The sequence below is a fragment of the Kordiimonas lipolytica genome (genome assembly GCF_001550065.1).
In genome coordinates, this window is sequence record NZ_LRUB01000032.1 from 23,256 (window position 1) to 44,800 (window position 21,545).

General features: G+C 57.1%; 21 protein-coding genes and 1 pseudogene. 4 read left to right on the forward strand and 18 right to left on the reverse strand.

From position 1 onward, the window contains the following. Positions 1-69 precede the first annotated feature (69 nt). The 10 genes from clpB to KORM41_RS15940 form a co-directional block, all read right to left on the reverse strand. On the reverse strand, positions 70-2,670 hold the full coding sequence (gene clpB, locus KORM41_RS15895; RefSeq protein ID WP_068150387.1) for an ATP-dependent chaperone ClpB: 2,601 nt from the start codon (positions 2,668-2,670) through the stop codon (positions 70-72). Positions 2,671-2,873: 203 nt separating this feature from the next. Further along, positions 2,874-3,509, reverse strand: a complete 636-nt coding sequence (locus KORM41_RS15900) for a DUF4167 domain-containing protein (protein ID WP_068150390.1) — start codon at positions 3,507-3,509, stop codon at positions 2,874-2,876. Positions 3,510-3,705: 196 nt separating this feature from the next. Then, a complete protein-coding gene (prmC, locus tag KORM41_RS15905; protein WP_197421207.1) occupies positions 3,706-4,566 on the reverse strand; it encodes a peptide chain release factor N(5)-glutamine methyltransferase in 861 nt (286 codons plus the stop codon). Further along, positions 4,563-5,642: a peptide chain release factor 1 gene (gene prfA, locus KORM41_RS15910; protein WP_068150391.1), complete on the reverse strand. Its 1,080-nt coding sequence runs from the start codon at positions 5,640-5,642 to the stop codon at positions 4,563-4,565. The genes prmC and prfA overlap by 4 nt, the downstream gene beginning before the upstream one ends. Positions 5,643-5,653: 11 nt before the next feature. Beyond that, positions 5,654-6,892 carry a histidine--tRNA ligase gene (gene hisS, locus KORM41_RS15915; RefSeq protein WP_068150394.1) on the reverse strand — a complete coding sequence of 413 codons (1,239 nt, stop codon included), beginning with the start codon at positions 6,890-6,892 and terminating at the stop codon, positions 5,654-5,656. Positions 6,893-6,913: 21 nt separating this feature from the next. Further along, a complete protein-coding gene (gene ispG, locus KORM41_RS15920) occupies positions 6,914-8,029 on the reverse strand; it encodes a flavodoxin-dependent (E)-4-hydroxy-3-methylbut-2-enyl-diphosphate synthase (protein ID WP_068150396.1) in 1,116 nt (371 codons plus the stop codon). 103 nt (positions 8,030-8,132) lie between these two features. Beyond that, complete coding sequence (locus tag KORM41_RS15925; protein ID WP_068150399.1) at positions 8,133-9,047, reverse strand: helix-turn-helix domain-containing protein; 915 nt, start codon at positions 9,045-9,047, stop codon at positions 8,133-8,135. Positions 9,048-9,362: 315 nt separating this feature from the next. Beyond that, the gene (gene ptsP, locus KORM41_RS15930) at positions 9,363-11,570 is read right to left on the reverse strand and encodes a phosphoenolpyruvate--protein phosphotransferase (RefSeq protein WP_068150402.1); all 2,208 of its coding nucleotides are present in this window, start codon (positions 11,568-11,570) and stop codon (positions 9,363-9,365) included. Positions 11,571-11,689: 119 nt separating this feature from the next. Then, positions 11,690-12,706, reverse strand: a complete 1,017-nt coding sequence (locus tag KORM41_RS15935; protein WP_068150407.1) for an NAD(P)H-dependent flavin oxidoreductase — start codon at positions 12,704-12,706, stop codon at positions 11,690-11,692. Positions 12,707-12,732: 26 nt separating this feature from the next. Continuing rightward, a complete protein-coding gene (locus KORM41_RS15940; protein ID WP_068150409.1) occupies positions 12,733-13,962 on the reverse strand; it encodes an aspartate kinase in 1,230 nt (409 codons plus the stop codon). Positions 13,963-14,143: 181 nt separating this feature from the next. On the opposite strand from KORM41_RS15940, the gene ubiG reads away from it, so the two are divergent. After that, positions 14,144-14,935 (forward strand): bifunctional 2-polyprenyl-6-hydroxyphenol methylase/3-demethylubiquinol 3-O-methyltransferase UbiG, encoded by a 792-nt coding sequence (gene ubiG, locus KORM41_RS15945; RefSeq protein ID WP_082720001.1) that lies wholly within the window; start codon positions 14,144-14,146, stop codon positions 14,933-14,935. A 30-nt stretch (positions 14,936-14,965) separates the two neighbouring features. Here ubiG and KORM41_RS15950 read toward each other — a convergent pair whose 3' ends face one another. Next, on the reverse strand, positions 14,966-15,946 hold the full coding sequence (locus KORM41_RS15950) for a CPBP family intramembrane glutamic endopeptidase (RefSeq protein ID WP_082720002.1): 981 nt from the start codon (positions 15,944-15,946) through the stop codon (positions 14,966-14,968). A gap of 76 nt (positions 15,947-16,022) precedes the next feature. Here KORM41_RS15950 and KORM41_RS15955 point away from each other — a divergent pair, with 76 nt between their 5' ends. After that, the gene (locus KORM41_RS15955; RefSeq protein ID WP_068150414.1) at positions 16,023-16,898 is read left to right on the forward strand and encodes an AraC family transcriptional regulator; all 876 of its coding nucleotides are present in this window, start codon (positions 16,023-16,025) and stop codon (positions 16,896-16,898) included. An 8-nt stretch (positions 16,899-16,906) separates the two neighbouring features. Here KORM41_RS15955 and KORM41_RS15960 read toward each other — a convergent pair whose 3' ends face one another. From KORM41_RS15960 to KORM41_RS22520, 5 genes and pseudogenes are all read right to left on the reverse strand, one after another. Continuing rightward, the gene (locus KORM41_RS15960) at positions 16,907-17,359 is read right to left on the reverse strand and encodes a DUF1178 family protein (protein ID WP_068150418.1); all 453 of its coding nucleotides are present in this window, start codon (positions 17,357-17,359) and stop codon (positions 16,907-16,909) included. After that, entirely contained in the window at positions 17,356-18,183 is an 828-nt protein-coding gene (locus KORM41_RS15965; protein WP_082720003.1) for a carbon-nitrogen hydrolase family protein, read from the reverse strand. The genes KORM41_RS15960 and KORM41_RS15965 overlap by 4 nt, the downstream gene beginning before the upstream one ends. A 5-nt stretch (positions 18,184-18,188) precedes the next feature. Further along, complete coding sequence (gene grxC, locus KORM41_RS15970; RefSeq protein ID WP_068150426.1) at positions 18,189-18,446, reverse strand: glutaredoxin 3; 258 nt, start codon at positions 18,444-18,446, stop codon at positions 18,189-18,191. Positions 18,447-18,560: 114 nt separating this feature from the next. Further along, positions 18,561-19,091, reverse strand: a complete 531-nt coding sequence (locus tag KORM41_RS15975; protein ID WP_197421209.1) for a ComF family protein — start codon at positions 19,089-19,091, stop codon at positions 18,561-18,563. Between the two features lie 9 nt (positions 19,092-19,100). Further along, positions 19,101-19,316, reverse strand: a pseudogene (locus KORM41_RS22520) (double zinc ribbon domain-containing protein); the annotation flags it as partial. A 72-nt stretch (positions 19,317-19,388) separates the two neighbouring features. Here KORM41_RS22520 and KORM41_RS15980 point away from each other — a divergent pair. Continuing rightward, positions 19,389-20,228, forward strand: coding sequence for a methyltransferase domain-containing protein (locus KORM41_RS15980; protein WP_068151133.1), 840 nt, complete (start codon positions 19,389-19,391; stop codon positions 20,226-20,228). Here the strand turns inward: KORM41_RS15980 and KORM41_RS15985 are convergent. After that, a complete protein-coding gene (locus KORM41_RS15985) occupies positions 20,218-20,772 on the reverse strand; it encodes a nucleotidyltransferase family protein (RefSeq protein ID WP_068150437.1) in 555 nt (184 codons plus the stop codon). The two genes, KORM41_RS15980 and KORM41_RS15985, sit on opposite strands and share 11 nt — an antisense overlap. Then, on the reverse strand, positions 20,769-21,212 hold the full coding sequence (locus KORM41_RS15990) for a (deoxy)nucleoside triphosphate pyrophosphohydrolase (RefSeq protein WP_156432019.1): 444 nt from the start codon (positions 21,210-21,212) through the stop codon (positions 20,769-20,771). Before KORM41_RS15990 ends, KORM41_RS15985 begins: the two co-directional genes overlap by 4 nt. Between KORM41_RS15990 and KORM41_RS21605 the strand changes: the two genes are divergently transcribed. Continuing rightward, the gene (locus tag KORM41_RS21605; protein WP_082720005.1) at positions 21,211-21,534 is read left to right on the forward strand and encodes a Flp family type IVb pilin; all 324 of its coding nucleotides are present in this window, start codon (positions 21,211-21,213) and stop codon (positions 21,532-21,534) included. The two genes, KORM41_RS15990 and KORM41_RS21605, sit on opposite strands and share 2 nt — an antisense overlap. Positions 21,535-21,545 lie beyond the last annotated feature (11 nt).

Below are 21,545 nucleotides of genomic sequence, written 5' to 3' on the forward strand. Positions count from 1 at the left end.
CAGGCAAAAAGCCGGGGAATAAGTACCCCGGCTTTTTCTTCTAAGCCTGAACTATCAGGCCTCTAGTTATCAGGCTGCATCAGCCTTGCTTTCTTGTCGGTTCAGGAGCAGCATGCCATCGCCCGCAGACACAGCAACATGGTCGCCCGGCTTGATGTCACCCTTCAGGATTTCATCCGCTAGCGGGTCCTGCAGATATTTCTGCACTGTCCGCTTCAGTGGGCGCGCACCGTAAACCGGATCGTAGCCCATATTGCCAAGCCAATCCCGCGCTTCGTCCGAGAGGTCGATCACGATCTTGCGGTCGTCCAGAAGCTTCTGCAGCCGGCGAACCTGGATATCCACAATCGCCGCCATATGACTGCGTTCCAGCCGGTGGAACAGAATGATCTCGTCCAGCCGGTTGATGAACTCAGGCCGGAAGGAGCCCTTGACCACATCCATCACCTCGTTGCGTACGCTTTCAACCGGTTCACCGTCCTTCAACTCGGCAATCAGGTGTGAGCCAAGGTTGGATGTCAGGATAATGAGCGTGTTGGTGAAGTCCACCGTACGCCCCTGCCCGTCCGTCAGGCGGCCATCATCCAGCACCTGCAACAGCACGTTGAATACATCCGGATGGGCCTTTTCGATCTCGTCGAACAGGATCACCTGGTATGGCCGGCGTCGCACGGCTTCGGTCAGCACGCCGCCTTCCTCATAGCCGACATAGCCCGGAGGGGCGCCGATCAGCCGGGCCACGGAGTGTTTCTCCATGAACTCGGACATATCGATCCGCACCATAGCCGTATCGTCATTGAAGAGGAACGAGGCCAGCGCTTTTGTAAGCTCTGTCTTGCCCACACCAGTGGGCCCGAGGAACAGGAAGCTGCCAAGCGGCCGGTTCGGGTCCTGCAGGCCAGCACGCGCGCGGCGCACAGAGGCCGAGACGGCCTCAAGGGCTTCCCGCTGGCCGATCACACGACGACCGAGCTCATCTTCCATCCGAAGGAGCTTGTCGCGCTCGCCTTCCAGCATCTTTTCAACAGGCACACCAGTCCAGCGCGACACCACGGCCGCAATATCCTGGTCGGTTACCTCTTCCCTGAGAAGCGACCCGCTCTCATCGGCATTAGCTGCCTCTTCGAGGCGCTGTTCAAGCCCTGGGATTGTGCTGTGCTGCAGCTCACCCGCCTTGGCATAGTCACCGCGACGTTGAGCCTGCTCAAGCTCGATCCGTGCCTGATCCAACTGTTCCTTGAGGTTCTTGTCCCCGGCAATGCGGTCCTTTTCTGTCTGCCAGCGAGCTGTCAGTTCTGCAGAACGCTGTTCAAGGTCCGCCAGTTCTTTTTCAAGATCCTTAAGGCGTGTTTTGGACCCTTCGTCCTTCTCTTTCTTCAGGGCTTCCCGTTCGATCTTCAGCTGAATGATCTTGCGGTCCAGCTCATCAATCTCTTCAGGTTTCGATTCGGTTTCCATACGCAGGCGCGAAGCGCTTTCGTCCATCAAGTCGATCGCCTTGTCCGGCAGAAACCGGTCGGTGATATAGCGGTTTGAAAGAGTTGCGGCAGCCACAAGCGCGGCATCAGTGATACGGACACCGTGGTGCAGCTCATACTTTTCCTTCAGGCCGCGCAGGATGGAGATCGTGTCTTCAACCGTCGGCTCGCCAACAAACACGGGCTGGAACCGGCGCTCAAGGGCAGCATCCTTTTCAACATATTTCTTGTATTCATTAAGCGTTGTGGCGCCGATACAGTGCAACTCACCACGCGCGAGCGCTGGCTTCAGGAGGTTTGAAGCATCCATGGCACCGTCGGTCTTGCCTGCGCCCACAAGCGTGTGCATCTCGTCAATGAACAGAACGATATCACCTTCGCCTGCGGAAACTTCCTGCAGCACACCCTTAAGGCGCTCCTCGAATTCACCGCGGTATTTTGCACCTGCGATCAGCGCGCCCATATCAAGCGCCATGATGGTTTTGTTCTTCAGGCTATCCGGCACATCGCCATTAGCAATCCGCAATGCAAGGCCTTCCGCAATCGCGGTTTTACCAACGCCAGGTTCACCGATCAGCACCGGGTTGTTCTTGGTCCGGCGCGAGAGGACCTGCACCGTGCGGCGGATTTCCTCATCGCGGCCGATCACGGGATCCAGCTTGCCGTCGCGGGCCCGCTGGGTCAGATCCTGCGCGAAGCGCTTGAGGGCATCATAAGCGTCTTCGGCCGAAGCGGTGTCCGCCGTCCGACCCTTGCGGATGGTATTGATTGCGTCATTAAGCTTTTCGGGCGTCAGGCCAGCTTTCATCAGAATGCTGCTTGCGTCACACTTGGGTGTCAGCAGAAATGCAAGCAACATGCGCTCGGCAGTGACATACTTGTCACCCGCCTTTTCGGCGATCTCTTCTGCTTTGGCAAATACTTGCGCTGTTGCAGGGTCCAGATGCAATTGTCCGGCACCCGATCCCTCGACCTTGGGCAACTTTCCAAGGGCCTCTTCAACGCCCTTAAGCGCCTCTTCAGGCTTGCCTCCTGCGGCGCGAATAAGGTTCGCCGCGAGGCCTTCCTTGTCGTCGAGGAATACTTTCAAAAGATGTTCTGGTGTAAAGCGCTGGTGTCCCTCACGAAGGGCCAGTCCTTGAGCGCTCTGAATGAAACCGCGCGTGCGGTCGGTATAGTTTTCGATGTTCATGTGTCATCAACCCCATGATTGTCCCGCCCTTCTTTTGAAGCGACAGGGTTACTTTCGGTTACTCACAGACGCCTTCTTTGAAGCCCGCCTGCTATACACATGTGGGTATTATATCAAATTCTCGCAAGGGTAGGAGCCATGAAAAAAGGTCGCACCAACGCTGGCACGACCTTTTGGAACTCTTTAAGCCGGCACAATGGCCCTTAGGCGGCTTCATTGCCTTCTGGATTGCTACCAGCGTCGGCGGCAACTTCTGCAGCGGCTTCCGGCACGACATCAGCCTTGGGGCTGCGGCGGCGCACAGGTGCCCGGCGACGCTTCGGCTTTTCTTCTGCCGTAGTGCCGTCCAGATCCAACTCCGGATGCACCTCAACAGGTTGCTCTACCGCGGCTGGATCTGCTGCATTGCCCGCTTGGCCACCATTTTGATCCTGGTCTTCAGGCTTTTTCCGCCGCCCCCGACCTCGGCGCTGCGCCTGATCGGCGTCCTGCTGCACGCTTTCAGATGACGGCTGGTCATCCTCATGCTGACCCTGGTCGCGCTGGTTTTGGTCGCGCTGGTTTTGGTCCCGCTGGTTTTGGCCGCCATTCCTTGCGGTCATCTCATTCAGGACCCGTTGATAATGGTCGGCGAACTGATAGAAATATTCAGCCTGAACCCGGTCACCAGCCTGCTTGGCTTCCCGTGCCTGGTTCTTGTATTTTTCCAGCAGTTGCTTTGGATTGCCACGAACCTTGGGTTCGTTGCTACGGTTACCAGGACCGCCATTGCTACCTTTGCCGCCTTTGCGGGGTGCAGACCTACCGCGCTGTTTCCGCGCGTTCTGATTCTGTTTCATGCGAAATCATTACCAACAGTGATAAGAAATTAATTCAAAGGCAGACCAAGCCTGCCAGTCTTCCGACATCGAAATTCGACCTTTTTCGGAAATTATGTCTGCAGCGGTTGGTTCCCAAAGACCATGTCCGCTCTTTCCAAGACATCCTCACCCTAACGGGTCTTATTATGCATTCCAAGGGAAAAAGGCTGAGAATTCAGCTTTTTTTGCCGTATAGCACGCGCTCAACACCGCCCAGGTCTTTGACCTTGCCGGTTCCGACCAGACCCGCAGCATCAAAAAGCGCCATCACGTCACCAGCTTGGTGAATGCCCACCTCCACCGCCAGTAGGCCGCCAGGCGCAAGAAATGCAGGTGCCTGATCCGCGATCAAACGATATGGGCCCAGACCATCTTCGCCGCCATCAAGCGCACTGCCTGGCTCATAAAGCCGGACATCGGCCATCAGGCCGGCCATATCCTTTGATGGAATATATGGCGGGTTGGAAACGATCACATCAAACTGTGCCTGCTTATCCAGGGGGGCAAACCAGCTGCCTTGAAAGAATTCGACCCGCTCCTGAAGGTCCAGCGATACAGCATTTTCTTTGGCCACCGACAGGGCTCCGGCGCTGATATCAACGGCAGTTCCAAGGGCGTCCCGCAATTCATGCAGGAGGCTCAGCAAAATACAGCCGGACCCTGTCCCCAAGTCGAGGACGCGCCGAACCGGCAGTCCGTCCATCTGCCTGAGGACCGTTTCCACCAGGGTTTCAGTGTCCGGGCGTGGGATCAGGGTGTCAGGTGTCACCTTGAAGGGCAGGCTCCAGAACTCCTGCTCGCCGGTGATGTAGGCTACCGGCTCACACGTCAGCCTTCTGCTCAGCAGCGCATCAAATTCTGACACCGCTTGCTGGGGGACGGCAGCTGTCAGCTTGCCGTAGAGCGCCATCCGTGGGCAGCCCAGCACATGAGCCATTAGGATTTCTGCGTCCAGACGGGCAGTCTCAATCCCGGCCAAGGCAAGCCTGACCTCAGCCGCCTTCAATTGACTTAGAAGGGTGTCCGCTACGCTCAAAAGCCTTCTTCCATAGCGGACAGTTTAGCTGCCTGATCTTCACTGATAAGGGCGTCGATGACTTCTTCAAGGCCTTCACCCGCCAGAATCTGATCCAGCTTGTGAAGGGTCAAGCCGATACGGTGATCCGTCACTCGGCCCTGCGGGAAATTATAGGTACGAATGCGTTCAGACCGGTCACCTGAACCAACCTGGCTCTTACGCGCCTCTGACCGCTCCGCTGCCAGCATCTCCCGCTCCCGGTCATAAAGCCGTGCCCGCAGCACCTGCATGGCCTTCTCCCGGTTCCGGTGCTGGGACTTCTCGCTTGATGTCACCACAATCCCGGTTGGCAGGTGGGTGATGCGCACGGCACTATCGGTGGTGTTTACGTGCTGGCCACCTGCGCCTGAAGATCGCATGGTATCAATCCGGATGTCTTCCGGGCGAATTTCGATGTCCACCTCTTCCGCTTCCGGCATTACCGCAACGGTGGCCGCGCTTGTGTGAATGCGGCCACCTGATTCGGTTGCCGGCACACGTTGCACCCGATGCACCCCGGATTCGAACTTCAGCTTCGCGAACACGCCCTTGCCGGAAACGTTCGCCATCACTTCCTTGAAGCCACCAACGTCAGATGGGGAGCCAGAGATCATCTCCATCTTCCAGCCCTGGGTGGCTGCGTACTTTTCGTACATTTCATAAAGGTCGCCTGCGAACAGCGCCGCTTCATCACCGCCCGTGCCCGCTCGAATCTCAAGGATCGCCGACTTGTCATCCGCCGCATCTTTCGGCAGCAGCTGGATCGACAGGTCCCGGTCCATTTGGGGCAGCTTTTCCTTGAGCTCTTTAAGCTCTTCCTGCGCCAGTTCTCTCATCTCGGGATCGTCGCCTGACGCGATCATCTCCTCAAGATCTTCAACCTCCTGGCGCGCGGCTTTGAGGGCATTCACTGCCTCAACCACGGGGCCAAGGTCGGCATACTCGCGGCTCAGCTTCACGAACTCTTCGTTCGAAAACTCATCGGGTGTGCCAAGAGCATGACCCAGATAGTCATAGCGATCAGTTAGCAGTTCCAGGCGTTCATCGGAAATCATGGCTTCTCTCCTTACGCCTTGATCGAGGCAACGAGGCCGCCAAACGGCACTTCCCATTGCTCGCCACTATCAAGCTCTTTCACCATCACATTACCGGCCTCCAGCTCATTGTCGCCAAGGATCACGGCAAAGCGCGCGTTGGCTTTATTGGCCCGGTTCAGGCGCTTCTTCATATTGCCACTGCGGTCTGCGAGAACAGTCAATCCGGCTTCACGCATGTCTTCCGCGAGCGCAAAGGCCTTCAGTGTCGCAGCTTCGCCCATTGGCATGATCATAACCGGGCGAACCTCTCGGAGGTCCAAGTCAGACAGCATGGCAAGGCGTTCGATGCCACCTGCCCAGCCAACACCGGCCACGGCTGGACCACCGAGCTTCTCAATCAGGCCGTCATAGCGGCCACCGGCCAGAACCGTGCCCTGTGCGCCCAGCTCGGTGGTGACGAACTCAAAAGCCGTGTGGGTGTAATAATCAAGGCCGCGCACCAGGCGCTCGTCGTGCTCATAAGGCACGCCCACGGCTTCAAGGCCTGCCTTCACGCTTTCAAAGAAGGTGTGGGATGCCTCATTCAAGTGCGCCGACAGCAGCGGCGCGTCGGCCACGATCAGCTTGTCCCCTTCATCCTTGCTATCGAGGATACGGAGCGGGTTGGTTTCGAGCCTGCGCACACTGTCTTCCGACAGCTTGTCCCTGTGTGCTTCGAAATAAGCCACCAGTGCCTCGCGGTAGGCTACCCTGCTTTCCACATCACCCAGTGTATTGAGGTGCAGGATAACCTTGTCACCAAGCCCAAGCTCGCGCAGCAGGCGCCAAGCCATGGCGATCTGCTCCACATCCGCTTCCGGGTTTTCGGGGCCCAGAAGCTCAGCATTGATCTGATGGAACTGGCGATAGCGGCCTTTCTGCGGGCGCTCGTACCGGAAAGCCGGTCCGTTGCTCATCAACCGGCACGGCAGGTTCTGCTGCATCCCGTTTGAGATAAAGGCGCGGCACACGCCGGCTGTGAATTCCGGCCGCAGCGTGATCTCTTCACCGCCCCGGTCCTCGAAGGTGTACATCTCTTTCGAAACCACATCGGATGCTTCACCAAGCGGGCGGCGAAACACATCTGTGAATTCAAATATCGGGGTAGAGATTTCCTCGAAACCATATGAACCTGCCACACGGCGGAACGTTTCCACCACGGCATTCATCCGGCGGGCTTCATCCCCATAGATATCGCGCGTGCCCCGCGCTGGTTGCAGTTTGGACACGGGAAATTCCTTTTACGTCAGCTAATGAGTGTCTTGGGCTGCAGCGGCTTCAAGCTGAGCCGCCTTTTCTTCCACAAGATCAACAATATGATCGACAAGCTTGTCGTCAGTAATTTTATGATCGGTCACACCCGAGAGGTAAACCATATGGTTGCCCTGGCCACCGCCAGTGAGGCCGATGTCCGTCTCCCGCGCTTCACCAGGACCGTTCACCACGCAGCCGATGATCGACAGGCTCATGGGCGTATGGATGTGTGACAAGCGCTCTTCCAGCACCTCCACGGTCTTGATAACCGGGAAAGCCTGGCGCGCGCAGGACGGGCAGGAAACAATCCGCACACCACGGTGCCTGAGGCCAAGTGACTTGAGAATTTCAAAGCCCGCCTTCACTTCCTCGACCGGCTCAGCAGAGAGGGACACGCGGATGGTGTCACCAATACCGGCCCAAAGAAGCGAACCGATGCCGATAGCGGATTTGACCGTGCCGCCTCGAAGGCCACCGGCCTCCGTGATACCCAAATGCAGGGGGTAATCTGTCGCATCAGCAAGGCCTTGATAAGCCGCGACGGCCAGGAACACATCAGACGCCTTCACGCTGATCTTGAAGTCATGAAAATCATTGTCTTCAAGAATGCGGGCATGCTCCAGCGCGCTTTCAACCAATGCCTCGGGGCAAGGTTCGCCGTATTTTTCCAGGAGATGCTTTTCCAAGGACCCGGCATTCACGCCAATACGCATGGAGCAGCCGTTGGCTTTCGCGGCGCGGATTACTTCCCGAACCCGATCAGCAGACCCAATATTGCCCGGGTTGATCCTGAGGCACGCTGCGCCAGCGTCGGCTGCTTCAAGCGCCCGCTTATAATGGAAGTGGATATCCGCCACGATCGGCACATTGGCCTCGCGGCAAATCGTCGGCATCGCCGCTGTTGAGTCTTCGTCCGGGCAGGAAACCCGCACGATATCGACGCCGGCCTCTTCCGCCGTACGGATCTGGTTGATTGTCGCGCACGGATCAGACGTCAGGGTATTGGTCATGGTTTGCACCGTGATCGGCGCGTCGCCCCCAACAGGAACATTCCCGACCATGATCTGGCGGGATTTCCGGCGATAAATATCTCTCCAGGGGCGTACACTCATGACGGCCTATTACCTTCTAACTCCAAGCGTGTTTGTTGGCGTTATACATGAGGAAGCGCCTCGCTGAAAGCAAGGAAATTCGCGAAATAAAGGAATGATAAAGTTAGCGCGATCCAGCACCTGAAGAGCTGATAGAAGATAGCAAGCGGTCTTGGTCAAGACGAACGCCTTCAATCACTTCTCCGCGACTGCCTAGCGCAACCATCTGCTGATCCCCGAGCGTCAATGTCACGCCACCGGCATTTGTGGTAGACAGAAGCGCGGCCCCTTCAATCTGCGGACGGTAACTCTGGCCCTCTCGCAGAACGCCAGACCAGATTTCAGTACCGTCTGTATTCTCAAGGCGTACCCAGGAATCTTCGCTGGCCTGCAATGTGAAATCAGCCTGGCCCGGTGTTGCTGGCCCGGCCTGGTCCGCAATCGCTGCCGGCGAGAACAGAGAAGCAGGGCGCGCAAACAGTTTTTCACGGTCTGATGACACTGTTTCCAGCTGAACCACCTCTTCGACAACTGCGGCGTCAGCGTTCAGGACCTCTGTCTCCTTTGTGAGAGACGGTAAAGAGGCCTGCACAGCCTGCAACTGCGCCACATCTGTATTGCGGTCAATAATGTCGCTGTCAGCGGTCAGGCTAAAAGGTACGATACTGCTGCCGAACATGGCCCAGCAAAGGGAGACACCCACAACGCCAGCGAGCGGCGATAGCCAGCCAGGAAGGCGGCGACGAGGCTGCGCGAGCGCGTTATCCACCGGCAAAGCCAGCGGTTCGTCTTCTGCGCCATATTCTTCTTTGAACTGAGCAACAATGGCTTTTGCGTCTTGCTTTAGTGCCATGGCATAAGCGCGCACAAAACCAACTGCGAAAGTTTTTTCAGGCAGCTCGCTATAGTCGTCCGCTTCAATGGCGACCAGATAGCTGCTCCTGACACAAATATCTTTGGCGATGGACTCAATACTCAGGCCACGCTCATCACGCGCGTCCTGCAACAGTTTACCAACTGTTTTTACTTCCTGGTTCATCACAAAAACCGTCCCCTGCCTTGCCTTTGCTGGATTTTTCCAGTCTGGACAGACAGTAACCTGCTATTACAGCGTTATCCCATCATGAGACCGTCCGGCTTAACCCTAGGCCTCTCGAGCACCACATTTCTGCATCCAAAGTGCACCCCGCTATCGTGCGAGCAGCTTGTGGTTGCGGTCCGTGGTATTTTTCTACGGTTTCTATTGGACCACACATTAGTCAAAAAACATTTAACGCCCCGAGTCAAATAGATTCAATTTTTATGGGAAATTATTCCCCTCCTGACAGCAAACATTTGCTGCTTCAAGAGAATTTCAGAGTTTGATGTTGTGATCCTGGGCAAAAGCCAGGAGTGAGTCGCGAATCGAATGTTCCGGCGACGTGATGTTTGAAAGCATGAAATCGCGCAACTGCTTCAGGTTGACTGACCGGATCATGCGCTTCACTGGCCCCACAGATGTAGGCGAAATGGAAATGCGACGAAGGCCCAGCGCCACCAGTGCCATGGCCTCGATGGGGCGCCCACCCATTTCACCACACAGCGTTACAGGAACATCTGCGTTATCGCACGCCTTGATCACCATATGGAGGAAAGCAAGAACAGGCGGTGCCAGTAGGTCATACCGGTTGGCAAGCTTCGGATTGCCGCGGTCGCAGGCAAAGAAAAACTGCATCAGGTCATTGGTCCCGATCGACAGGAAGTCGATCTCCTTAAGCAGAATATCGAGCTGCCACGACAAGGACGGCACCTCAAGCATGCAGCCCACCTTCACAGCCGTTGGCGCCTCACGGCCATGCTTGGCCAGACGGTCAATTTCCTTTTGCAGGATCGCCTTGCAGCGCCTGAGTTCGGCGACTTCCGCAATCATGGGAAACATGACGTGAAGTGTCTTTCCCGGCGACGCATAGAGAAGTGCCCGCAACTGATATCTCAGGAGCGCAGGGCGGTCGAGCGCGATGCGAATTGCGCGCCAACCCATGGCCGGGTTCTCTTCTTCTTCGCGTGGCAGAAAAGGGGCAGGCTTGTCGCCGCCGATATCCAGGGTGCGGAACACCACTGGTCGGTCGCCTGCAGCTTCAAGCGCGGCTTTATAGATCTTCGTTTGCTCATCCACGCGGGGCAACGCCGGTGAAACCATGAACTGGAATTCCGTCCGGAACAGGCCGATGCCTTCGGCACCGGTCGTATCAAGGCTGGGCAGGTCCACCAACAGACCCGCGTTCATGAAAAGCGTGACCCGCTGGCCATCCACCGTTTCCGCAGGCAGCTCGCGTTCGGCTGCATATTCGGCATAAAGCTTTTCCTGAAGCTCAAGCGTCGCCTTATAGCTTTCAACCACATCATCGGCCGGGCGAATGTAGACATGCTCGCTGCCTGTATCGACGATCACCTGTTCGCCGGGCTCAACATGTGTCAACAGGCCCTTGACCCGCCCCAGAACAGGAATGCCCATCGCACGAGCAATGATGGTCACATGGGACGTCGCCGATCCTTCCTCAAGCACAATGGCTTTCAGAAAATCGCGGTCATAATCCATCAACTCTGCCGGGCCGATCGTGCGGGCAATCAACGCCGAATCCTCTGTCAGCTTTATCCGGTAATCGGTGGTGTCGCCCTGGATGATCCGGATAAGACGCGTGGCGAGGTCTTCAAAATCTGAAATCCGTTCCTTCAGGTACGGATCACGGATCTTGCTCATACGGGCGCGGTTTTCCTGCTGAACCCGGTCGACCGCAGCCTCGGCGGTCAGGCCCGACAGCACAGCATCACGCATCTTGTCCTGCCAACCCTGGTCGTAGGCGAACATGCGGTAGGTCTCGAGCACTTCGCGGTGTTCGCCGCCATGGGCAAGGTCTGGATGCTCTATAAGCTCTTCAAGGCGAAGCCTAAGTTCGGCGATCGCCTCTTCCAGACGCAGTTTTTCGGCATCAACGTCTTCCGCGACCGTGCGAGTGATATGAATTTGCGGCTGGTGAAACACGGCCACACCGGCGCCTACACCACCCGCGAGAGACATGCCGTCAAGCGTGACAGGCTGGCCCGTCGTGGTACTGTCTTCCGACAGCTCTTCCTTGTCCACCAGGGTGCCAGAGCCCACAAGCTCAGCGATCACCATCGAGATGGTCTGAAGCGCTTCCACTTCCTCTGGCTTATAACGGCGCGGGGCCACATTCTGCACAACCAGAACACCCACCACCTTGCCGGTCCTCAGGATCGGTACGCCAAGGAAGCTGTGATAGATGTCTTCGCCTGTTTCAGGGCGGTAAACGAATCGGGGATGCTGCGGTGCTTCAGAAAGGTTCAGCGGCAGGCCACGTTCGGCCACAAGACCCACAAGGCCTTCACCGAAGCGCAGGCGCGTCTGGTGCACAGCCTCTTCCTTCAGGCCTTCTGTCGCGAAAAGTTCCAGGATGCCGCCTGCCCTAGCCAGATAGATTGAGCAAACTTCGGCAACCATATTCTGCGCGATAACACGGACCACGCGGTCGAGCCGGTCCTGCGGCTGGCCACTGCCAGCCATAACGCTATGGAGCCGCCGAAGCAGCAATCTTGGCTGACTTACGTGGTCAGGCAAGGCATTCCCCCTCTTGCTTGTACCGGCCGATGAGCCGGCGTGCGGCGGAAACCGCGATCCACCTGTTAGCCTCGGGCATCCAGGTGGGCTATTGCTTGGTCTACAAGCTCCCGAATGATATCGGCGGTCGGCTCAATCTTTTTGACCATGCCGACGCTTTGACCAGCCATAACAGAGCCGGTTTCGACGTCGCCGTCAACCACCGCGCGGCGCAGGGCACCACCCCAGAAGTGTTCAATCATCATCTGGCCTTCGTCCTGGGCAATTTCACCGGCCCGGAATTTGGCGACAACTTCCTGCTGGGTCTTCATGAAATCTTCTGTGCCCTGATTCTTGAGCGCACGCACAGGAATTACAGGGAAACGGCTATCGATCTGCGTGCTCGCCACAGCGTCTCGGGCACTCGCGCGAACAAAAGCCTTCTTGAAGTTTTCATGAGCCACACATTCTTCTGCAACCACAAACCTGGTTCCTAACTGGGCACCTGACGCACCCATTTCAAGGTAGGAAGCCATCACTTCACCGCGGCCGATACCCCCCGCCACGAAAACAGGCACGTCTGTGATCACCGGCAGGATTTCCTGCGCGAGGACACTTGTGGACACAGGCCCGATATGGCCGCCAGCTTCAGCGCCTTCGATAATGATCGCATCAACGCCAGACCGCACCAGCTTCTTGGCCAGCGCCGCCGTTGGCGCAAAACACATCAGCTTGGCCCCGAAACCCTTGATTTTGGCAATCGAAGCGCCACTTGGCAGGCCGCCCGCGAGTACCACATGGCTGACCTTCTGCTCGGCACAGACATCGATAAGGGCATCAAGGTCGGGGTGCAGCGTGATCAGGTTAACCCCGAAAGGCTTGTCGGTCAGCTTGCGAGTTGCGGCGATCTCAGCAGCCAGAAGGTCTGGCCCCATTCCGCCACAAGCGATGACACCGAAGCCACCTGCGTTAGAGATGGCGGATACCAGGTTCCGTTCGGAGACCCAGGTCATTGCACCGCCAAGGATGGCATATTCACTGCCTAAAAATTCCTTGCCGCGCTGCCAGTGTCTTTCCAGGCGCGCCAGACCAATTTCACTCATAAAAATACCCTCAAACTCTACGCAGATTATGCGTCAGTCGGGGCATCCAAACCATAGGCCGTATGAAGCGCCCGAACTGCAAGCTCTGTATATTCCGCGTCGATAATTACACTAACTTTAATTTCAGACGTAGAGATAACTTGGATATTGATACCCTTTTCTGCGAGCGTATCAAACATTTTGCTTGCGACACCTGCGTGACTACGCATGCCGACACCCACAACAGACACCTTTACAACGTCGCCGGTGTAGACGAGGTCGCGGTATTTGAGCTCATCCTTGCGGTCTTGGAGAATCTTAACCGCTTTCCTCAAGTCATCCTCAGGCACCGTGAAGGTCACGTCAGTGGACGTGCCGTCTTCGGACGCGCTTTGCACGATCATGTCGACGTTGATATTTTCCTCGGCAAGCGGCGCGAACAGGTGCGATACCTGACCAGGCCGGTCTTCAAGGCCAACAACGGTAATTTTTGCTTCGCCGCGGGAATATGCGATCCCGCTTACTACTTCCTGTTCCACGATTTCGTCCTCACCAACTACAAGTGTTCCGGGCAGGTCTTCAAAAGATGACAGAACCTGAGTGCGCACGCCGTGCGTCATGGCCATGGCAACAGACCGGGTCTGCAGCACCTTGGCCCCCAGGGATGCCATCTCGAGCATCTCTTCATAAGTAATTTTATCAAGCTTGCGCGCCTTTGGCACGATACGAGGGTCTGTGGTGTAGACACCGTCCACATCCGTGTAAATATCGCACTGGTCCGCCTTCAGGGCAGCAGCAAGCGCCACCGCTGACGTATCCGACCCACCCCGACCAAGCGTGGTGATGCGGCCGTCGTCAGCAATACCCTGGAAGCCTGCCACAACGGCCACACGGCCACCCTTCAGGCATTCCTCAAGCTTTTCGGTCTCAATAGATTCGATTCGGGCCGCACCATGGACGTCGTTGGTGTGGATCGGCACCTGCCAGCCCAGGAAAGAGCGCGCAGGCACTTCCATTTCCTGAAGGCAGATAGACAGGAGCCCGATGGTAATCTGCTCGCCAGCTGCTACGACAGTGTCATATTCGCGGGCATCATGCATGGGTGCGGCCGCGCGGCAGAAATCCACCAGTTGGTTTGTAGTGCCCGACATGGCGGAAACAACGACAACCACTTCATGGCCTTCGTCCACGGCTTTCTTGACCCGGTTTGCTACGTTGCGAATGCGGTCAACGTCGCCAACAGAAGTCCCACCAAACTTTTTTACTATCCGTGCCATCTGAATTTCCGGTTCCTATCGCAAACAATCCTGTTTCCGGCAATTTGACGCATGCACTTGACCCGATGGGCACAAAGGTGCGTATTGAGAAACAGCGCGATATTGTTTAAAGGCTGGCTTGCATGCGTGCAAGCGCTCAGTCTTTGGGTCGCGCGGGAAAAGCTTGCTTGGAACAAAAGATATGCTGAACGAAAACCAGACATCCGACACAGCACCAGAGGCCGGCACCATCGCCCATGGTGGCACAGTGGATGAAAGCGAAGTCGCTTTCTTCGCCCGCATTGCCGATACCTGGTGGGACCCAAAGGGCCCCTTCAAGCCGCTGCATATCCTCAATCCAACGCGCCTTGGCTATATCCGGCAGGAAGTGGAAGCTCATTTCGGCCTCGAGAAGAATCTGAAGGAACCCTTCAAAGGGTTGCGTCTTCTGGACATTGGCTGCGGCGGCGGGCTGGTATCTGAACCCGTGGCGCGCCTGGGAGCCGATGTGGTGGCCGTTGATGCGTCTGAGAAGAACATCAAGACCGCCAGTGTGCATGCGGCGCAGTCGCGCCTCGAGATTGACTTTCGCAACACCACCGCCGAAGCGCTCGCGGACGCAGGCGAACAGTTTGACGTGATCATCAATATGGAAGTAATCGAGCATGTGGCAGACGTGGATGCCTTCCTCGCATCCTGCCGCAAGCTCCTGAAACCCGGCGGCATCATGTTGCTCTCCACTATCAACCGGACGGCAAAATCGTACCTGTTCGCGATTGTGGGCGCAGAGCACATCCTGCGCTGGTTGCCCGTGGGCGCGCACGACTGGAACAAGTTCATCAAACCGGATGAGCTGAAGGAATATGTCGCTAAAGCTGGCTTCACGCCCGGCGACGCCACAGGCTTTGTGTTCAACCCCATCGGAGGCCGGTGGCGGCTGAGCAGCACAGACACGGGTGTCAATTATGCCATGACGGCAACCGCACCCAAATAAGGACGCGGTCGCCGTCATACCCCCATCAACTCAGGCTTGGGGCTTCTTCTTGAGGCCACGGTAGGCCAGTAGACACGCGATGATCAGGACCGCGCCGGTGATGGCGCTGTTCTCTGGCCCTTCGGCACCACCCGAAAGCCAGTCACGTGCGCCTGTCTTGATCATCAAGTCCACCCACAGCGGCTTAACATCAAGGGCAATGCCGGTTGTCGGCAGGCCGAACCATGTGATGAACGACCAGTTCCAGGCCGCGTGCCAGGCGCACGCCCCCCATACGGATTTCTGCCGGATCGCCAGGAAGCTGACAAAGATCGAGAAAGCCATTGTCATGAATGTGAAAATGGCGAACACGAGAGGGTCAAAATCTTCACCGCCGATCCCCTCGATATGCATCAGCATGAACAATGTGGAGTTGCCAAGCACCCCGGTCCACATGCCGAACCGCTCCGTAAGGCGGGACAGCATCCAGCCCCGAAACAGGATTTCCTCCACACTGGATTGGACAATGAAGGCCAGCCCCAGGAACAGGATTGGGCCATAGCTCACCAAGGCAAAATCCTGCGGCCCCTCCAGCGTGTAGCCGCCCACAAGCCAGACAGCCACTACGGAAACCGATGCCATCAACAGGCCAATAGCGAAGCCTTTAGGGAAATAACGCTTCAGGCTGCCACCCGGCGCAAGCCCAACGCTTGCCAGGCTGCGTCGTTCAAAATAGCGAAGCCATAACCACAAAATGCCGAAGGACGCACCAAAGGACGCCACCAGGAAATAGAGGATTGTCGGATAAGTCTCGACATTTTCCCGCGTGACCAGATTGGAAAATTTGGCGGGCAGCAGAACCATAAGCTGGCCACCGATAAAGAACACCGGCAATAGGATGAACAGAGCCCAAAACCAGGTTCTTCGACTGTTTTCGTTAAGGTCGGAATAGAAAGTTGTTGTCATTGTTTTTCTCTCGCTGTCGGACTCGTCTTTGCGCGAGCCATCCAACAAGCCCCTAACGAAAGTCATAGGGCTCGAATATCAAAATCTTGCTGTTTTGGGTGCGCATGCCTATCTTCTGCAAAGACAGTGAGAGGAATTCGGCATGAGCCGCGCAGATAAGAAAATAGACAGCGCGCTGCTTCTGAAAGCCAACGCAAGCATCGAGGCCCAGCACGACATCCACAGGGATGTGGCTGTATCCAGATGGTCCATCGACCGCAACAGCGTGGCTTATGAAAAAAGCGACAGCCATACGCTAAGCCTTTACCTTAAGGGCGGCGACACAAGTTACCGCGCCGACCAAAAGGGCAACCCAGGTCGCGCGGGAACCCTGTGCCTGATGCCGCAGGGGCACGCATCCAGCTGGCATATCGGTGGCCCGATCGATTTCGTGCACCTATATTTTTCAGACGCCATTTTGAAGCGCTTCGCCGCCGATCATTATGAGCAGGATGTGCGGCTCGTGGATATCAGGGACCTGACTTATCAGGCGGACCAAACGCTCTCGAATATGCTGCTTGGATATGTTGATTGCTGTGCCCGGCAGCCGGACCGCGCCGGGCTTATCGGCGAGCAGCTCCTATACAGCATCTTCGATCATGTCATCGGCCACTATAACGGCTTCGAGATAAAGGAAAGCCGCCTCAAGGGTGGGCTGACGCCGCGCCAGATGAAGCGGGTGAAGGCGCTGATTGCCGACCGGCTCGAAACCCGCCTGTCCATGACAGACCTTGCAGCGGAGGCGGGCCTGAGCCCTTTCCACTTTGCCCGCCAGTTCAAGGAAAGCTTCGGGGAGACGCCGGGGCAACATGTCATGCGGCGGCGAATTGAAAAGGTGAAGGAGCGACTGTCGAGCGATGAGCCACTGGCACAAATCGCTGCCAACGCCGGTTTCGCTCAGCAAAGCCACATGACGGCCCAGTTCAAAAGACAAATGGGGATAACACCGCAGGTCTACCGGATAGCCCTGGCGGGCTAATGGATTGTTCAGGCGTCCTTGCGCCCAAGCCCGGGCAGCGGCATGACCTCTACGCCTTCCTCCAGAAGTTCCTTGGCTTCCTTGAGGGTGCTTTCGCCGTAGATGCCGCGCTCTTCTGCTTCGCCATAATGAATTTTACGGGCTTCGTCCGCGAACTTGTCGCCGACATAGTCGCAGTTCTGTTCAACGTGGTTCTTCAACTTCGTCAGAACCTTCTGCGCCTCGGCCACGACTTCCTGCAGCTTGGGATCGCCCGAGCGAGCAGCAACCGACGCCACTTCAGACTTCTGATTGCCTTTTGAGGCCACATTGGGCGCCATCAGTGCCTTTGATACGTCGTTGGTGCCACAGTGCGGGCATTCCACGAGCCCGGCAGCTTTCTGCTCTTCATAGGCCCCCGAGGAACGAAACCAGGCTTCGAACCGGTGACCAGTGCTGCATTTCAGGTCAAATACAATCATTTGGCATCTACAGTCGTTACATTTATGTCGCGGTCATGCGTCAATGAAGGGATTTTCTGCCGCGCTTCAGCGCATTTTGCAAGGTCCAATTCGGCATATGTAACGCCCACATCCTCGCCCGCGTCAGCAATCACCCGCCCCCAGGGATCAATCACCAGGCTGTGGCCAAACGTATCTCGGCCGGTGGCATGGTGGCCTGTCTGAGCCGCTGCCAATACAAAACAACCGGTCTCGATCGCACGGGCCCTGAGCAGCGTATGCCAGTGGGCCTCACCAGTTGGTTTTGTGAAAGCCGCAGGCACCAGCAATATGTCAGCCCCGGCGTGGGCGAGCGCACGATAGAGGTATGCGAAGCGAAGGTCATAGCAAATGGAAAGACCAAACGCGCCCATCGGCGTTTTTGCCACGACAGCAGCCTTGCCCCCTTCATACAGGGCCGATTCCCGGTAAGCTTCGCCACCACCCAGATCCACATCAAAGAGGTGTATCTTGTCATAGCTCGCCTTGATCTCACCGTCCGGGCCGATCAGGAAGGCCCTGTTGGCCAGACGGTCTTCAGCCACCTTTGTGATGAGCGAGCCGATATGCAGCCACACGCCAAGTTCTGCCGCCAGGGCGCGGAAGCGCTTCAGCCCAAGGTCTTCATCCTGGGTGCAGGCCTTCTCGAGCACTGCCTTTCGGTTCATTTCCATCAGATGCGTGGTCTCGGGCGTGCTGATGAAAACTGCGCCGCCAGCTGCCGCTTCCCGAATAAGGCTTTCTGCCGCAGTCACCGCGTCAGCGACGATGTTTCCGGTATTCAGCTGTATAAGGGCAATACGCAAGGGCTCTATCCCGCCAGAAGTGCCGTCAGGCCACCCTGTGCATCAAGGGCGTATAGATCGTCACAGCCGCCAACGTGGCGATCACCGATCCAGATTTGCGGCACAGTGTTCACGCCGCCTGCCTTTTCACGCATCTCGCGCCGGGCAGCGGGGTTCATGTCCACATTGATTTCCTTAAAACGGGCACCTTTCTGCTTCAAAAGCGCCTTGGCGCGAAAGCAGTAGGGGCACATGTTCGAGCTATAGATGACGATGTCAGCCACAAAAAGATCCTTTACTTCAAACAGCGTTGCCTTTCACGGCAATCTGGATTCGCCACATATGTAAGCGAAAACATGCAAAATTTAAAGGGAATCCCCGCTTCACGAAAGCGGGAGCTAGGCATGAACCGGGCGTCCGACCCGGGCAAATGCCACAACACCCACCTGAGATACCCCCGCCTTTTTGAGCGCAACAGCGCACGCAGAAGCCGTCGCCCCCGTTGTCAGCACGTCATCCACCAGAAGCACCCGTTTGCCTTCAAGCTGGCTTGAGCAAGAGGGCAGCACCCTGAATGCGCCCTGTACATTCTTCCGCCTGCCCTTCCGGTCAAGCGTGCCCTGGCTGGGTGTTGCGCGAGTGCGCTCAAGAATGAAAGGGTCGGCACGAACCCCAAGCTTGCCCGCCAGGCCCTTCGCCAACAGCTGGGACTGATTGAAACGGCGTTTCAAGAGCCTCCAGCGATGAAGAGGCACCGGGACTATCAGGTCAGGCAAGGCGTCAGGTGGGATCACCCGGGCCATCATGGTTACAAAGGCAGGAATGCTGGCCCCGGCCCCACCATGCTTCATCCTGATGATCAGGTCACGCCCCAGCGCCTCGTATGATACAGCCGCGCGAGCCCAATCGAAGGCCGGTGGATCTTTCATGCAGGCCCCGCACTGGGCATCTGGGCCCACATCCACTTCGAACGGCAAACCGCAGGAGGCACACCATGGCGCAGCAATGGGTGCCAGCTCCTGCCAGCAATTCCCGCACAGATGGCCATGCGACAGAATGCGCTCGCCGCATGCGGGGCACCGCGGAGGCAGCAGAAAGTCCACCACCCCGCTTGCGACCTTTCTTATGACCGACAGTTCCCCCACATGTTTCATGAGCAAAGCTTAGCAGGCAACGTAATGCGAAACCAGTTGCAACACCCACGCCCCTCGCCTATGTCAGAACCCATGAACACTCAGCCAGACGATATCAATCTGTTTGATGCAGATGCTGTACAGCGCAACCGGAAACGGGGCCGTGCAATGGGGCCGGATTTCGACTTTCTGCGCGCGGAAATCGCTGACCGCATGGCGGACCGGCTGGCGGACATCAATCGTGACTTTGGCTCCGTGCTGGACCTGGGCGGCAATTTTGCGCCCCATTCCAGCAAGACAGTTGAAGCTGTGCCGGTGGGCGACGAACCTTTGGCTGCCTCGCCCGGCAGCTATGACCTTGTCGTCTCCAACCTGGCGCTTCACTGGGTAAACGACCTGCCGGGAGTGATGGTGCAAGCCAACCGCGCCCTGAAGCCAGATGGGCTTTTCATGGCTTCGCTTTTCGGCGGCGAAACGCTGCATGAACTTGGCCACAGCCTTCTGGCAGCAGAAGCAGAGGTGACGGGCGGCGCCAGCCAGCGGGTAATCCCATTCGCTGATGTGCGCGATCTGGGTAGCCTGTTGCAGCGCGCTGGCTTTGCCCTGCCAGTCACGGATATGGACACCATCACTGTGACATACGAGCATCCGCTGAAGCTGATGCAGGAACTTCGGGGCATGGGTGAAGCCAACGCCATGCATTCTCGCAGCCGGCGCTTCCTACGGCGTGATGTGTTGATGCGCGCATGTGAGATCTATCAATCGAAGTTCGGCATGGCCGACGGCCGTGTTCCCGCCACTTTCCAGGTCATGTATATGACGGGCTGGCACCCGCACGAGAGCCAGCAGAAGCCATTGAAGCCTGGCAGCGGCAAGGTGAACCTGGGCGATGCACTCAAGGCTGGCGGGCCACCGAAAAAGCCTAGTCCCTGATCACAGTCAGGTTCGGCCAGCGCTGCTGCCACCCCTTGGCGGCAAGGCGACGTTCGAAGCCTTCCGGGTCATTCGCCTTCATGGCTGGCGTAATCCTGAGCACGTGACCGAACAGGTCATCAAATCCGAAAGCAGCCAGCCAATCAAAGTCGCCGCTGGGCTTGAGCCGCACCCCAATGCCCGTCGCAGTTTCCGCCCAATGCTGTAGCGCCGTAACGATATCGGGGAAAGGATCATGGCCGCCGAAGGTATGCATGCGCGCCTGATTGCGCACCTGCCAATCCACATCAGGCTGTTTGAGCTTCAGCGAAGCTTCATAAGCCATGTCGCGGGTCTTCAGGTTATAGGTCTTGTCGAAATAGATGACGTCCACGTCTGATCCCGGCGCCATTGGCGCGGGATCATAGAGGCTATCCCAGTAACGATTGCGGACAAAACCGGCAGCAATATAGGCGCCTTCGGGGCCAGCAGTGTGGACAGCCTCAAGTGCTGCCATGGCGGCATCGTCACCGCGCAGAAGGTCTTCGAGCGCCTTCAGGCTCAAAAGAAATCCCTGAGCATGGCGACAAGCGGATCATCCGCGGGCGGCATGGGGTAATCGCCAAGATCTCTGATCTTTACCCACTTTGTTGCCTGTCCTTCCATACCGCGCACAAGGCCTTCCCATTTCCGGCACAAGTAAAGCGGCATCAGCAGATGGAACTTCTCATAGGAATGGGACGCGAAAGCAAACGGCGCCAAACAGGCAGCCGTGATATCGATATCCAGCTCTTCCTTGCATTCGCGGATCAGCGCAGCTTCAGGCAGCTCGCCTTCTTCGACTTTGCCGCCCGGAAACTCCCACAGCCCGGTCATGGACTTGCCTTCGGGACGCTGCGCGATCAATACGCGGCCATCGATATCGATAAGCGCGATCGCTGCCACCAGGACAGTCGGCAGGCCTGCGTCAATCTTCACATTGGGTTCTGGACAATCATTGATCATGGTGGCTACGCGTAAACACACTTTTACGCAAATTCAAGCTTTAACAACTTGTTTAGGTTTCAAATGGAGGCTTAGGGCAGCTTATAGCGCGGATGAAAGATATGGGGTTACAGAAGTGTTCAAGACAGTCGCTGTAAAAATACGCGTGCTGCAGCACGCCATTTGGCGGGACCGCCAAGGCGCGACGGCTGTTGAATACGGCCTGTTGGTTGGCCTTGCCGCCCTGGGCCTTGCTGCTGGCTGGGGAGCGCTTGGCGATCTGGTGCAGCAAATTTTCGGAATGCTAAGTGACCAAACACAAGCAGCCACCCCAACCCCCTAAAGGCTGGAATG

Coding starts and splice junctions, on each gene's coding strand:
- clpB (WP_068150387.1), bottom strand. CDS start 2,670: ATGAACATCGAAAACTATACCGACCGCACGCGCGGTTTCATTCAGAGC.
- KORM41_RS15940 (WP_068150409.1), bottom strand. CDS start 13,962: ATGGCACGGATAGTAAAAAAGTTTGGTGGGACTTCTGTTGGCGACGTT.
- KORM41_RS15960 (WP_068150418.1), bottom strand. CDS start 17,359: ATGATTGTATTTGACCTGAAATGCAGCACTGGTCACCGGTTCGAAGCC.
- KORM41_RS15975 (WP_197421209.1), bottom strand. CDS start 19,091: ATGAAAGATCCACCGGCCTTCGATTGGGCTCGCGCGGCTGTATCATAC.
- prfA (WP_068150391.1), bottom strand. CDS start 5,642: ATGATTTCCGATGAACGCCTGGAACTGCTAACTGATCGCTATGACTAT.
- KORM41_RS15900 (WP_068150390.1), bottom strand. CDS start 3,509: ATGAAACAGAATCAGAACGCGCGGAAACAGCGCGGTAGGTCTGCACCC.
- KORM41_RS15950 (WP_082720002.1), bottom strand. CDS start 15,946: ATGACTTTCGTTAGGGGCTTGTTGGATGGCTCGCGCAAAGACGAGTCC.
- KORM41_RS15925 (WP_068150399.1), bottom strand. CDS start 9,047: ATGAACCAGGAAGTAAAAACAGTTGGTAAACTGTTGCAGGACGCGCGT.
- KORM41_RS15980 (WP_068151133.1), top strand. CDS start 19,389: ATGAACACTCAGCCAGACGATATCAATCTGTTTGATGCAGATGCTGTA.
- KORM41_RS15955 (WP_068150414.1), top strand. CDS start 16,023: ATGAGCCGCGCAGATAAGAAAATAGACAGCGCGCTGCTTCTGAAAGCC.
- ispG (WP_068150396.1), bottom strand. CDS start 8,029: ATGAGTGTACGCCCCTGGAGAGATATTTATCGCCGGAAATCCCGCCAG.
- ptsP (WP_068150402.1), bottom strand. CDS start 11,570: ATGGCTGGCAGTGGCCAGCCGCAGGACCGGCTCGACCGCGTGGTCCGT.
- KORM41_RS15935 (WP_068150407.1), bottom strand. CDS start 12,706: ATGAGTGAAATTGGTCTGGCGCGCCTGGAAAGACACTGGCAGCGCGGC.
- KORM41_RS21605 (WP_082720005.1), top strand. CDS start 21,211: ATGGTGGCTACGCGTAAACACACTTTTACGCAAATTCAAGCTTTAACA.
- ubiG (WP_082720001.1), top strand. CDS start 14,144: ATGCTGAACGAAAACCAGACATCCGACACAGCACCAGAGGCCGGCACC.
- KORM41_RS15990 (WP_156432019.1), bottom strand. CDS start 21,212: ATGATCAATGATTGTCCAGAACCCAATGTGAAGATTGACGCAGGCCTG.